We start from the raw sequence: 13,118 nt of genomic DNA, 5'->3' as shown, positions 1-13,118 counted from the left end.
AAGAGAAATAGATATTGCTTATTCTGGGAGGTGGCTTCTGATGAATAAAGGGGCTTGGATTTATATTTTGCGGTATTTACTAGCAATTGGGTTATTTACTGTTTATTATGCAGTTTTTGAAAATCAAAACCATGATTTAATTCAGACTGTTTTCGCTGTTGCCATAGGTGTTGGGATTGCCACTTTTCCTGTTAAACATGAAGCTAAACATCCAAAATAATCTCAAAGTATGTAAATTTGATGCTTTGTGTAGATAATTCTATGGCTCATCAGTTTAATTGAGCCATTTTATTTAATATATAAAAAACTCGTAAGCTCACAATCTAAAGGGTAAAGCGATATTAGTATACATAACTAAATGATAAGCAACTATGGGCTAGAATACCTTCTCGGTTAGATCATAGTTGCAACCACCATCCATCTCGTTAACTCTGTGAAATACTGCATGGAACTATAATTAAGACGACAAATATATTCATTCATATTTGGTAAAATATCGCATCTTCACTACGAACACGTCCATTAGCATTACTATACTAAAAGTTCGAGAGAACACTGACAGCTATTTCATAAAGATTCAAATAAAAAATATCTCCCTTAGATCGAGAATAATTCTCTTAATCGTCTTCGATAAATTAGTGTATTATGAGTGACTCTAAAACAAACGTTTCCTGTGTCGCATCAGCACACCGTTAGTCTAGTTATGATTTCTTACAGGACAATTCAACAACCCATAATGGTTGCAACTAACTGCTAACCCAGTTAATGCTATTTATCTAAATTTTTTATGATGCCACATACAGATTTTTGAATTTCTTTTTTAAAGAAAGCAAAGGTTAGACATAGATAAATAAGAACATACACAAATAGAGAGACAAAAATTGATTTAATTTGTACACTAAGTAAGAAGCTTATAAGCATTAGAAGCAAATAAAAGTAATTGCGAACCCACTTCACAGAATAATTTTTACCAAGATATCTTTCAGTAATAAAATACCATATAAGGAGTACAACTAATGACATCGCAGCAATTGCAAATGGAGTTTTAAATAAATAATAGGCACCCCCATTTAAAAGCGTAGACAGTAGTAAAATTTCAACGCCAATCTCAGTATAAATTCTGCTCTTCCCAAAAACCATAAAATAATTAGATGTAATCAAAGTTAGACAACTTGTTACTCCGACACCAGGAAATAGAATCTGAACAAATTTCATTGAATCAAAATAGTTTGGTAAATAAAAAGAAATAAAAATATTCATTGGATAATAAATAATCAGAGATGCAAAAACAAAAATTAGCAAACTAGTTACTATCCGTGAATGTAATGCCACCGCATTTTTTCTTGATAACCTTTTTATATAAGGAAATAATACTGTAGATACTGCATTCAATACCGTTAAAACCATCTGTATCAGACTATAAGCAAATGCATATAGTCCGTATGTTCTTGTGCTAAAAAATAAAGAAATATACTGATTATCCACATTAAAAATCAAGACAGAAACTTGATAAGATATCGTCATAAAAAAACCTTTTTTAAAATAATCAAATATTACTTTTATGTTAGGTAAAAAAGCTTTGCGTTTACCGAAAATCAAGACATGATAAGTATTTGAATACCATATAAATAAGATAAAAAGGATTAAATTAGATAGAATTATATATATTTTATAATTTATATCAGCATTAGGTATAATATGTTTTATAAAAAGCAAGGCTAAAACAACCATAACAGTTAAAGTAGCCTGAATTACCTTTCTAAATGATAACTCATTGAATCTCATTGTAGCTTGCGAAATAAATTGAAAATAAGTGGTTAAGTTACTAAATAATGTGTAAATACCAAGGGATATCAAAATGAAGGAAATGCTTCTATTTTTGATTAATATTGAAATCAATATAAAAATAAAGCTTATACATATTTGCATTACAAAAAAGAAATGACTATTTAATCTAAATAATTTCTTATTTAGTTCATTAAAATCTTCATCCCCATGTTTTAATAAGATTCCATCAAGAAATCCAAAGTGAAGCAAGCTTGTATATCCAGCGTATAATGTAAATATTTTATAGTATCCATAATTTGTTACCCCAAGAATTTTAGGAATTATTAATCCTACAACAATACTGCTTAATAATATCAGTGTATTACTCAGAAGAACCATAATAAGATTTTTTACTATCGTCTTCTGATTTTTCATTATTTTTCTCCTCTATATATTTAACATCTGCCTAAACACGAAATGAAAATGTACCGCCAAATAATTGCTGCTATAGAAGTTAACAGGATTTTAAGCCTCATTAACGAAAGGATCTTATCGCACACCATAGGTAGACTAAGATGCCTTTTTTAGAAATATGAAGCTTGGGAAACTTAATCAACAAATGTAATGGTGAAATTCGCTTTAACATTTGATTTATTTGAGATAAGTATTTTCTATTATTTCTCAACAAGTAAAAAGGGTAATAGATGTTATTTAACACTAAAACAGAAAATGAATCCTCAAAGATTGTATCATAAAAAAAATTAGCTAACCGATTCAGCGCCCAGATAATATCAACTGCCTTATCTTGATTTAAAGAATTGACTGTACTCCTAGGCCTGTTATATATATATGCATATTCCACATCATCAATCCAAGCAATCTTATCCGTCATTCTTATTAATTCTGGTACTCCAGCTAAATCTTCATAGTAATGACCCTCAGGAATTCGGAATTTTTTAAACAAAGTCTGCTTAAATAACTTTGAGAAAAGAGAAACATTAAATTCTCTATTGTTTTGCTGCAGTACCTTCTTTAAAAAAACTTCTGAAGAGAATTCGAAGGATTGATAACTCCTTTGCTCTTTACCTATCGAACTGATTTTATCCACAGAAACATCTTGATAAGGTAAGTTCACAAGATCAACATCTTGATGTTTCAATGCGTATTCAATCATAATTTTTAAATAGTTTTTTTGGACAATGTCATCTCCGTCGATGAACGTAATATAATCTCCATTAGCATGTGAGATTCCTAGATTCCGTGCAACAGCTTGACCCTGATTGACTTGATTAAAAATTAAAATTCTGGGATCGTTTTTTTTTAGTTCCTGTAATATTGATAAAGAATTATCCGTCGAGCCGTCATTTACAATAATTACTTCAAAGTTTCTATAATTTTGCTGAAGTATTGATTTTATTGTTTGACGAACATATTTTTCCAAATTGTAAACCGGTACAATTACAGAAATCATTGGTTTCTTATACATATTCCCACCTTACTGTTGAATTAATAGGTATTCACCATAATAAACTTTTTTGCTATGCTTAAAAGCTTAAGTTAATACCTGAATTGTTTGCAGTCCTATATTTAATTAAGCTACGATTGACAATTTAAGAAATACAAATGTATGCATCCAAGTTTAACCTTAAATAGTACGAATATAAGAAATTATGATTAATCCAACTTTTATTTTAAAGTTGCAAAAAGATCGTTAATTTGCCGATTAAAGTATCCCTTGGAAAACTTCGAATTTTCCATTTTTTTGTTCAATTTTTTCCTTGTATTGTAATCATTGATAGGAATGCTTCTTATCTTTTCTGACCACATCGTATCACTATCTGTCAACGAAATTTGACTCAGTTGATTAGTAATATTAGCAAGGCTAGGAATCACGCCCTTGCTAGCTATTATTGGTAATCCCGCTCCTTGCGCTTCTATCACAACAAAGGGCAAGCCTTCAAATCTAGAAGGTAACAACAAATAATCACTGCTCCACATAAGTTGTGGTATATCATTTCTGACTCCTAAAATTTTAACATATAACTGTAAACTAAATTTCTCAATTTGTTTTGACAACTCGTTTTTCAACTTCCCATCGCCAACAAAAATAAATTTATAGGATTTATCGCTAGTATGAAGTTGTTTACATATATTTAAAGCCTTCAGGGGATTCTTCTGATATTCTAGTCTACCTATCACTGCTATTAACTTATCATCTTGAGATACTTTTAAAGATTCTCGATATTTTTTTCGGACCTCATAATTAAATTTCCACTGGTCAACATCTATTGAGTTATATATAATTTGTACTTTTTTTAAGCTTCCAAACATAAATTTTCCGGCCTGATCCGAAACTGCAAGTTGAGTAGAAAATTTCAAAATATGTTGATTATAAGGTTTTATAATATTAGCTATAATTTTTTTTAATCTATTATCAAAGAAAGCTGAGGTATTGTGGCTATGGTAGACGGATTTTAACTTTAACTTGTTAGCAGCCTTAACCCAATATGCATTATTAGTTGTTAATGCATTTACGTACACAATGTCGGCCTGTGTTTCTTGCAATATTCTTTTTGCTATATGCATCCTGCCAAAGTAGGACTGCAAAGAAAATTTTCCTTGAGCTAAAAATATTTCACATCCGCTATTTAACAATTCATTTTCATATGCTAATTTTTGAGTTGGATTTACATTGACAAACACTAGTTTAAATTCTCTTGACATTGCTTTAGTAAAATTCAGCAAATATCTTTCAACACCACCAAAATTTGATGTCATTCCTACTATGGCTATTCTCTTCATTTTTCCTCCAATTTTATACAGTTAAAATAATAATTGCTTAATTTGATACACATACTCTGTAATTACTCAGAGTATTAACTTTTAGTGTTTGCGTCTAATATAATTAATAACTACAGCGACAAAATAGATTAATCGTAAATTACTCGTTTTTAAAATAGCAGCAAATATTTTTATAACCAGATTACCTGAGTAGTTCTTTAACGCCTTTCTTACATCAGCATCATTTACTACCTGACTGATCAAATTTAATCTTACTGCCAATTTAATTTTTTTCAGTTTTTGAGGTATTTCCAAAAAATAAGAAAAACAAATATAAATGAGTTGACCATTTAAAAAGCTTTCTGATACACCCTTTTCTCTTAGTACAACAGACATAGCAGAAAATCTTAATTTTTTTGATTCTTGAAATTCTCCTGAATATTTTTTAGTTAGATAGTTACTGCCTCTTCTGTAGCCATATAGTTCATTTTTTTTAAATACACAACTATTAATTACCGAATAATAATTAATGTTGAACACTGAATCTTCACCAAAGCTCAGTTGCTCATTAAATCTTATTTTATTCTGGCTCAAAAAATTTCTTTTATAGATTCTACCACATGGTGCATTAACCTTATATGTGTCAAAGAAAGGATAAAGTTCGTTAAAAATACAATCATTACCGCGTATAATTTTATTCTTTTTAGTAATAGGTAAATGTTTTGTAATACCATGCTTGTTATTAAACATATAGATTCCACATACTGCAAAATCAACTTGGTTCGTCTCAATACTGTTTACTAACTCACTTATCATATTACTTGAAATAACATCATCAGCGTCAACAAAGCATATGTATTCTCCATTAGCCTCATCAATGCCTACATTTCTTGCTGCTGAAACACCAGTATTAGGTTGGCTTATTACTCTTACTTTTTTAAAATTCTTTTTTATAATGTCGCTCGTACAATCAGTAGATCCATCATCAATGACAATCACTTCTAATGGTGAATAGTCCTGTTTTTTGATAGAATTAATACAATCCAAAATATAATCTGCATCATTATAAGCTGGGATAATAACAGACACTAACTTTTTCATAACTACCTCTTTCAGACTATTGTCAATGTAAGGTGTAAGGTATAATTTCTCCAAGATTTCCTGAAAGCTTATATATTAATATGACAATTCCAGCAATCATTACTGTAGCGGACAAAAATAAATAAACTATTTTTGATTGAATAAATTTTTTTGAGACTTTATAAATTACGATGGGAATGCTTATGGTAGCATAAATTAAAAAGTAGTCAGCAACCCTAATTATAAGTTGTGACTGCATACCAACCATATATAGGATTGAGCCAATAGCTGTTAGGAAAACTAGAAAACTACCCTCCTGATCTTTCAAAATATCAGAAAAATATACTCCCAAAATTAACATGAAGAATATAAATAGCCCTAAAAAGAAAGATCCACCACGCGAGCTAAGACCAATAGCATTGGTATACATATTATAGTGTGAAAACAGATGCGAAAAAAATACTGTAAGTTGGTTTGAACTGAGGCCAAATATCGCTGAAATAATACAAACTAGAACAAAATTTAGCTTGGTTTTCTTAATATATTTAATTGGATATGCTGCCAGCATAATTATAGCTGTACTGTGAATTCCGGTCGCTAAGACTATTAGTAATAGCGATAACAACCATCTATTCTTGTTTAACAAAACAAGTGCAATCATTGTTACACTTATTGCCAAAAATTGCCTTTGTGCATTAAAACTTTCAAAATAGAAATAATAGCTTATAAAAATATAGATGTTTAGAAATATGAACTCGTATCTTCGTGAAAAATTTGAAAAGGCAAGTACAATCAAGATTATTGTTATTGTTGAAAGTATAAACAAAAAAACATGGTAGTTAGGTCCAAAAAGTCTCCAGATAATCTTCTCTAAGAAAATGTATATAGCTGAACCGTTCCCATTAAAGTTAATTTGATTGTTATAAAAACTAACATATTGTGCAGTATCGGTTCCAACTGTATAAGATCTAAGCCCTAAAAGTAAAGACAAATGCAGAATGGAAATCACATAGTATATCGGCCGATTTTTTAAGATAAACAAAAAAAGTGTACTATACACTAGGAACAAAGCAAATTGTAATAAATAAAATTCCAAGTTCTCAACCTCATATATTTCTATATAATTTAAGATTCAACGATTAACTAACAATACTTTCTTCGTATATTTTCCTATATTTATGCGCCATATTTTTAGTATTGTACTCCACCCGAATATCAGTTTTAGCTCTATCTACAATTTTCTTACTTATCACAGGATTATTACATAACAGTTTTATTCTAGAAACAAATGAATTCAAATCTGGACAGACAAATCCATTTTTTGAATCTTGAATAACATCTCGGTTACCCACTACGTTGCTTACTACGCACGGCTTTTGCAAATACATTGCTTCTAAAAGCGACATTGGTAACCCTTCCCATAAAGAAGTAAGAATAAAAATATCTGATCTATTTGCGAATTCTAATGCTTTACCCCTAGACACCCATCCTGTCACCTTTATGTTCGATGATGTTAATTCATCCTTCTGTTCACCATCACCAATCCAAAGAAACTCATAACTTGGAAAAGCTTCAGCAATTTCATTAAATAAATTTGGATTCTTTTGAGAACTAATTCTGCCAATTGTACATAGTCTTACTTTTTCAGAATCATTCAGCATTTTTACATGGGCAAGTGGAATCCTATCTAACTTTTCCATGTTTACGCCATTGTTTACCCAACGAGCTCTTCTATTAATGCTTTTGCTAACCTCATATTCACCTTTACTGCAACTAATCGAAACACTTTTATTTAAACTAGCTGCTTTTTCTATCAGCCAATATGCACTTCTTTTTAATTTCGAGGTATTCTGCATTAAAAAGCTATAACCATGTGGAGTGTAAAATACTTTTATTTTCCTTTCGTTAATGCCCAATCGTCCTAGAACACCTGCCTTTGATGAATTTAAATGAACGATATCTGGTTTAAACGTTTTTACAATATGCTTAATTTCACCCATTGCTTGCAGATCCTGTAACGGATTTATCTCACGGGTAAAGTGTTCAATCTTTACAAACTGTATCCTTGAATCAAAATAATCTTTAAAATTATTAGGGGTTTGAGGGCGTTTTGAATACGCAATACATATATCAAAGGATTCTACTAGTTCATTGCTTAAATCCACTAGATAAGTAAAAATTCCTCCTGCAAAGGCTTCCGTCACATATAATATTTTCTTTTTCATATTATTCTCTTTTTAGTTCAGTTAGTTGTTCACTTTCTTAATTAGCATAGTCTTGTACTAATACAAAACGCCTACCGATAAATCAATAAGCACCCTTTCTACTAAAAATATTGGCAATGTTTTTCAATAGAATTTTAAAATCAAATTTTAAACTTGCGTGATCAATGTATTTCATTTCTATATCAGCCCTTTGGGGATAGCCAACCATGCTGCGTCCACTGGCCTGCCATAATCCCATTGCACCCGGCTTTATAGATAATAATTTTTGCTGATCATATTGAACTAATTCTTCTTCAACTACAGGTCGAGGCCCAACAATACTCATGTCACCTTTAAGAATATTAATGAATTGAGGAATTTCATCAATCGATGCCTTTCGTAGAAAATAACCTATTTTTGTAATTCTAGGATCATCATCTGGCTTTAACTTATAATTATTTGCTACATACTTAGCATAAAGTTCCTTATTTGCACGTAACTTTTGATCCGCATTTATGACCATTGAACGAAATTTATACATCTTGAATTTTTTTCCGTGATATCCAACCCGAACTTGTTTATACAGTAACGGCCCACGATTTGATGTACTGCATAAATCAATAATCCAAATCAGCAAAAAAACGGGGCTTAATATTATTAATGCAAACATAGATACAATAATATCTATACTGCGCTTAGCAAATAGATATCCCCATGTTTGTGAACTATTTAAATGGAGTTCGTCAACAACTCTAGTAACTCGTGGATCAGATTTCATCTTAAACATTGCACCTTCTATTTCATTATGTCCTAATAACTTATTTAATTTCTTATCAGCATTAACAACCATTGATCTAAATTTATACATTTTAAATGGATGACCGTTTCTACCAATTCTGATTTGCGAATAGAATATTGGCCCCTTAGGATCATCAAGTTTTATCAGAATAGCGATAATAATAAATACCGGAATTAGAAAAATAATAGCAACTACACTTAGTAATTCATCAAAAACCTTCTTGAAAAAATGATAAAAGATACGCTTTTCAATCTGATCTTTATTTATTATATTATTATTCGTTAATGAATAATAATGTCGAAAACTTTGCCTACTATGTCCCTCATTCTGCATAAATTATCTTTATCCCCTTTCGTCTAAAATAAATGAAATAAACGTACCTTTATTTTAGAAAAACTGTTGGGTAAAATATTATCCCCATTAATTATTCTTTTAGAATTCTCACTAAGTCGAGATACGTAATCATAGCCAAATTCGTGATCCAATTTTGCAAAAGCATTGGTCATTTCATATCCACGATTAGGTAAGTTATGAGCATCCGAAGCAAAAATATACACCTGTCCAGTTTGAAGTAATTGTTTACTAAATTTTTGAACTTTGTGACCAAAAACTCCCACATAACTCCCAGCCGTTATTTGAGAAAGACAACCTCTACTTAGTAATTCATATAGAATATTTGGTTGCTTCATAATCTTGGTATTACGTTCTGGATGAACAATAACCGGTATAATTCCTCGTTGCATGAGTTCATAAATCATGTTACTGGTATAGCTTGGGACATCATCATCCGGAAATTCCAACATTAGGTATCGCCCACCTTCATCAGCAAATAAAATATCATCTTGATCAAGAGCAGTTAATAAATCGCCGTTTATCCTAACTTCCTGCCCAGGAAAAACTTTGAGTGGAATTTTGTGTCTATCAAGCTCCACTTGAAACTCTTGCGTTTGTTGAATAACTGCTTTCTTATGATTGAGATAAACACCGTTCATATGGTGCGGCGTCAGTAATGCATAACCGATGCCATCTCTTACTGCATCATTAGCTAATTTTAAAGAAATATTCATACTTTTTGAACCATCATCTACCCCTGGGAGCAAATGACAATGCAAATCAATCATTTTATATCACATCCCTTGGGAACTATTTACTCTTGTTATCATAACCGTACCCATAACCGTACCCATAACCGTACCCATAGCCATTCTTAGGTGTCACGTCATTTAATACATAACCTAATAAATTGGCTTTAACCATTTTTAAAAGTTCAGTTGAGCGCTTTATAGCTAATTTTTGTGCTAATCCTTGGCGCACTACCAGCACTACCCCATCAACCTGAGCTGCAATAATTTGCGTATCAGTAACTGATAATAGTGGCGGAACATCCAAGATAATCACATCATAGATTGTCTTGAAATAAGAAATTAATTCTTTCATCCGACTGGAAGCCAAAAGGTCTGCTGGATTAGGTGGAATGGGGCCACTAGTGATCACAGATAAATTATCAATTGCCGTCTTTTGCACTACTGAATTGAAATCTATATCAGTGGATAAAGCCGTGGATAGGCCATTGGTATTTAATAAACCAAATGTCGTATGCAAAGTTGGACGTCGCAAGTCTGAATCAATAAATAGAGTCTTCTGCCCTTGCTGAGCCCAAATGACCGCCAAGTTAGCGGAAACAGTTGATTTTCCCTCGCTAACTGCCGAAGAAGTAAAAATAATTGTTTTTAATTTTTGATTAACTGCTGAAAAATTAATATTTGTCCTAACTGTACGAAATTGTTCAGAAACAATATCTTTAGGATCAACATCAGTAATTAACTTCACACCATTTCTTAAAGTATCAGTGGAAAGCTTTTTTCTTTTACGATGAAAAATGTTCATAATTTTCTCCTGTATAACTAAGATTTAAACTCTTCGATGATTCGGTTTGAGATGTTCCCCATGATGTTTATTGGCCAAATGTGAGCCGTGTATCTTACGAATTTCTGCTATGTGACCTAGATTAGTCAATCTTAACTCATTGGTTAAAAATTCATCATCTTTAATTGTTGTATCTGTTAATTCTCTAATGAACGCATAACCTAATCCAACCAGCAAACCAATTACCGCCCCAGCTAGCAGCACTATTGAAGTCTTAGGGAATGACTTCTGTTTTACAGGCGTCGCTTCAGAAACAATGGTGACGTTATTAATACTCATAATTCGACGAATTTTTTGCTTAAAAACCTTCGCAACTGTATTAGCAATTGCGGCTGATTTTTGTGGATCATCACTTTCCACATTTAAAGCAAAAACTTGTGAGTTTTGTTGATTAGTAACAGAAATAGCTCCCTGTAATTGTTTAACGCTCACATCATAAGGAGTCCCTGTTGATTTAACAACAGCTGGCCGTGATGCTTTAATTAAGTGACGATGACCATTTGCTGAAACATGGTATCGAGCCTTTCGTGCTGAACGAATTACTTTGACAGGGTTAGCTAATCGCTCACTAGCTGTTTTTAAAACCAATTGGTTTGTGATGATATCCTTATAAGTACTAATCATTTGAACATCAGCTTGCTGATCCTGATAAGCTGCCCCTGGAACTGAAGTATCTTTTTTTTGATTAACCAAAATTTGAGCAGTCGAAGTAAACTGGGGTGTAATAACAAACTTCTCTAAACCAACAGCAATAATTAAACAAAGGATAAAACTAATTATGATAAAGATAATATGTTTACGAATAATCCCTAATATTTGGCGAAGGTCCAAATAATTTTCCATGCTGTCCTCCAAAAAATTTATATATAGAATTAATAACGCGTCAATCCTAAATTATTTCGAATAATATTTGATGATTTTATCAATTCAGATTTTGAAACCACTTCAAAATCTTGACCACCAATTTCCTTACCTACTCCTTGAACATGATCAGAAACAACATGATTACCAACCTTACGATAGTTTAGCGATAAACCAAACATTTGGGAACGATTCAAATCAGTTTGAGCCTGATTGGAAATTGATTTAAAAAAGCTACTAGATAGGAAAGTCTTATACGAAAACGATTTTTTTAATAGGCCTGTCAAAATCAATCGTTGACGTAATTGTCGCCCATAATCCCCTTGGGGATCACTGTAACGCATACGGGAAAACTTTAATGCATCATTCCCGTATAAATGATACTTCTTTCCCTTAACAAAATGGTCTCCTAAATATGTAAAAGTAAGTGGTGAAACTACAGTAACTCCGCCAACTTGGTTGATAGCTTTTTTTAGCCCTCCCATATTAACTAAAACATAGTAATCAATCGGGACTTTTAAATATTTCTGAACCGTATCGATAGATTCTTTAGTACCACCATAAGTGTAAGCAGCATTAATTTTAGCGGGAGAATACTCCGAATACCCAGATAAATTAACTTTCATGTCGCGTGGCAAACTCATCATAACAGTTTTCTGTTTTTGAGGATTAATTGACATAATAATCATCGTATCAGTTCTCCCCTTATACGTGCGACCAAGAGCGCCTGTATCAGTTCCTAAAAGTAAAATAGAAATAGGGCGTTTATTATCAATTAACTTGCCAGCGTTTCGTTCTTTATGAGCATTCGCTTTTTTGTAAACAATAGTGGTTGCCCTATAAATATTACGATAGGCAATTCCAGCAACACCTACCCCTAAAATCAATAACAATAATAGAAACAACCAAAATATTTTTTTGAATTTATATTGATTATGTTTTCTATGATTATGCAAATTCTTTTTAACAGGCACTTTCTTCATACGCTCCTAACTTAACCAAAGCTTAAAATTATAAATACCGCTCTAATTTTTACACTTATTTAATAAATAGTCAATTGTCATTATATAACTAAACATTTCATTATTTCTGTCTACTAATTAACTACAAATTTTTAAAATGGGAATGGATTTAATACAAAAATAATGCTAACTCCCAGATAATAATAAACGTTTTAATGTAGAAAAATCATATTTAAAATCATATTCTATTATGCTAATTATTTTTTCTCCAAATAAGCAACCACATTAGATATAGATACATATTCCCAAAATAAAAAAATGCCAAAAAGCGACTACTAGATTTACTTTTTGGACCGTTTTCTGTTAAAAAATTAAGTAATTAGCAATTTTCCCATACTAATTAGTGACGTTGTAAAGCTTAAATGAGTATATTTTTCTATTACAAGATTATCAAGATTAAATCTTGAAGACCATGCCAGAACGTTTAATTTGCATATTTTAAAATATCATGCATTCCTTGCTTACTTATCTGCTAAACATTAAATGTGGTGAAAGATTTGTTAAAGTTCCGTTATTGCTACTTTTTTGTGATAGTTTTGATAAAAATGCTTATAATTGAAATTTAGTTTTCAAAAATATGTATTTAAGGAAGAATTTATAAATTATCGCAATATTTTTAATTCTTGAATTTACACTTTAAGTGCAACACTAATTAAATAAAGAATGGCCCATGGCCAA

Annotated in this window: 12 protein-coding genes and 1 pseudogene; 1 reads left to right on the top strand and 12 read right to left on the bottom strand. The window is 31.2% G+C overall.

Annotated features, from left to right (window positions below):
* Nucleotides 1–40 precede the first annotated feature (40 nt).
* A complete protein-coding gene (locus FD05_RS00060) occupies nucleotides 41–220 on the top strand; it encodes a hypothetical protein (RefSeq protein ID WP_020282120.1) in 180 nt (59 codons plus the stop codon).
* 548 nt (nucleotides 221–768) lie between these two features.
* Here the strand turns inward: FD05_RS00060 and FD05_RS00055 are convergent.
* The 12 genes and pseudogenes from FD05_RS00055 to FD05_RS00005 form a co-directional block, all read right to left on the bottom strand.
* Nucleotides 769–2,202 carry an oligosaccharide flippase family protein gene (locus FD05_RS00055; protein ID WP_020282121.1) on the bottom strand — a complete coding sequence of 478 codons (1,434 nt, stop codon included), beginning with the start codon at nucleotides 2,200–2,202 and terminating at the stop codon, nucleotides 769–771.
* 100 nt (nucleotides 2,203–2,302) lie between these two features.
* Nucleotides 2,303–3,253 carry a glycosyltransferase family 2 protein gene (locus FD05_RS00050; protein ID WP_056938577.1) on the bottom strand — a complete coding sequence of 317 codons (951 nt, stop codon included), beginning with the start codon at nucleotides 3,251–3,253 and terminating at the stop codon, nucleotides 2,303–2,305.
* 200 nt (nucleotides 3,254–3,453) lie between these two features.
* A complete protein-coding gene (locus tag FD05_RS00045) occupies nucleotides 3,454–4,569 on the bottom strand; it encodes a glycosyltransferase (protein WP_020282123.1) in 1,116 nt (371 codons plus the stop codon).
* Between the two features lie 81 nt (nucleotides 4,570–4,650).
* Nucleotides 4,651–5,649, bottom strand: coding sequence for a glycosyltransferase family 2 protein (locus tag FD05_RS00040; protein WP_051990659.1), 999 nt, complete (start codon nucleotides 5,647–5,649; stop codon nucleotides 4,651–4,653).
* A 22-nt stretch (nucleotides 5,650–5,671) separates the two neighbouring features.
* A complete protein-coding gene (locus FD05_RS00035) occupies nucleotides 5,672–6,724 on the bottom strand; it encodes an EpsG family protein (RefSeq protein WP_020282125.1) in 1,053 nt (350 codons plus the stop codon).
* A gap of 43 nt (nucleotides 6,725–6,767) precedes the next feature.
* Nucleotides 6,768–7,853: a glycosyltransferase gene (locus FD05_RS00030; RefSeq protein ID WP_020282126.1), complete on the bottom strand. Its 1,086-nt coding sequence runs from the start codon at nucleotides 7,851–7,853 to the stop codon at nucleotides 6,768–6,770.
* Between the two features lie 82 nt (nucleotides 7,854–7,935).
* Nucleotides 7,936–8,610: a sugar transferase gene (locus tag FD05_RS00025; protein WP_051990661.1), complete on the bottom strand. Its 675-nt coding sequence runs from the start codon at nucleotides 8,608–8,610 to the stop codon at nucleotides 7,936–7,938.
* A pseudogene (locus FD05_RS11815) lies at nucleotides 8,590–8,964 on the bottom strand (sugar transferase); the annotation flags it as partial. The gene FD05_RS00025 and the pseudogene FD05_RS11815, both read right to left, overlap by 21 nt.
* Nucleotides 8,965–8,987: 23 nt before the next feature.
* On the bottom strand, nucleotides 8,988–9,752 hold the full coding sequence (locus FD05_RS00020) for a tyrosine-protein phosphatase (protein WP_020282128.1): 765 nt from the start codon (nucleotides 9,750–9,752) through the stop codon (nucleotides 8,988–8,990).
* Nucleotides 9,753–9,774: 22 nt separating this feature from the next.
* Nucleotides 9,775–10,518, bottom strand: coding sequence for a CpsD/CapB family tyrosine-protein kinase (locus FD05_RS00015; RefSeq protein WP_020282129.1), 744 nt, complete (start codon nucleotides 10,516–10,518; stop codon nucleotides 9,775–9,777).
* Nucleotides 10,519–10,542: 24 nt separating this feature from the next.
* Nucleotides 10,543–11,400 carry a YveK family protein gene (locus FD05_RS00010; RefSeq protein ID WP_020282130.1) on the bottom strand — a complete coding sequence of 286 codons (858 nt, stop codon included), beginning with the start codon at nucleotides 11,398–11,400 and terminating at the stop codon, nucleotides 10,543–10,545.
* Between the two features lie 29 nt (nucleotides 11,401–11,429).
* Nucleotides 11,430–12,401: an LCP family protein gene (locus FD05_RS00005; RefSeq protein ID WP_020282131.1), complete on the bottom strand. Its 972-nt coding sequence runs from the start codon at nucleotides 12,399–12,401 to the stop codon at nucleotides 11,430–11,432.
* Between the last annotated feature and the right edge of the window lie 717 nt (nucleotides 12,402–13,118).

The sequence above is a fragment of the Lentilactobacillus otakiensis DSM 19908 = JCM 15040 genome, assembly GCF_001434145.1.
Classification (GTDB): Bacteria; Bacillota; Bacilli; order Lactobacillales; family Lactobacillaceae; genus Lentilactobacillus; species Lentilactobacillus otakiensis.
Note: the sequence above shows the minus strand (reverse complement) of the source record. Positions and strands in the feature narration are given on the sequence as shown.

Bases quoted from the DNA above. Each gene is read 5' to 3' on its own strand.
- FD05_RS00045 (WP_020282123.1), bottom strand. From the start codon at position 4,569: ATGAAGAGAATAGCCATAGTAGGAATGACATCAAATTTTGGTGGTGTT.
- FD05_RS00050 (WP_056938577.1), bottom strand. From the start codon at position 3,253: ATGTATAAGAAACCAATGATTTCTGTAATTGTACCGGTTTACAATTTG.
- FD05_RS00040 (WP_051990659.1), bottom strand. From the start codon at position 5,649: ATGAAAAAGTTAGTGTCTGTTATTATCCCAGCTTATAATGATGCAGAT.
- FD05_RS00015 (WP_020282129.1), bottom strand. From the start codon at position 10,518: ATGAACATTTTTCATCGTAAAAGAAAAAAGCTTTCCACTGATACTTTA.
- FD05_RS00005 (WP_020282131.1), bottom strand. From the start codon at position 12,401: ATGAAGAAAGTGCCTGTTAAAAAGAATTTGCATAATCATAGAAAACAT.
- FD05_RS00020 (WP_020282128.1), bottom strand. From the start codon at position 9,752: ATGATTGATTTGCATTGTCATTTGCTCCCAGGGGTAGATGATGGTTCA.
- FD05_RS00060 (WP_020282120.1), top strand. From the start codon at position 41: ATGAATAAAGGGGCTTGGATTTATATTTTGCGGTATTTACTAGCAATT.
- FD05_RS00025 (WP_051990661.1), bottom strand. From the start codon at position 8,610: ATGAAATCTGATCCACGAGTTACTAGAGTTGTTGACGAACTCCATTTA.
- FD05_RS00055 (WP_020282121.1), bottom strand. From the start codon at position 2,202: ATGAAAAATCAGAAGACGATAGTAAAAAATCTTATTATGGTTCTTCTG.
- FD05_RS00010 (WP_020282130.1), bottom strand. From the start codon at position 11,400: ATGGAAAATTATTTGGACCTTCGCCAAATATTAGGGATTATTCGTAAA.
- FD05_RS00030 (WP_020282126.1), bottom strand. From the start codon at position 7,853: ATGAAAAAGAAAATATTATATGTGACGGAAGCCTTTGCAGGAGGAATT.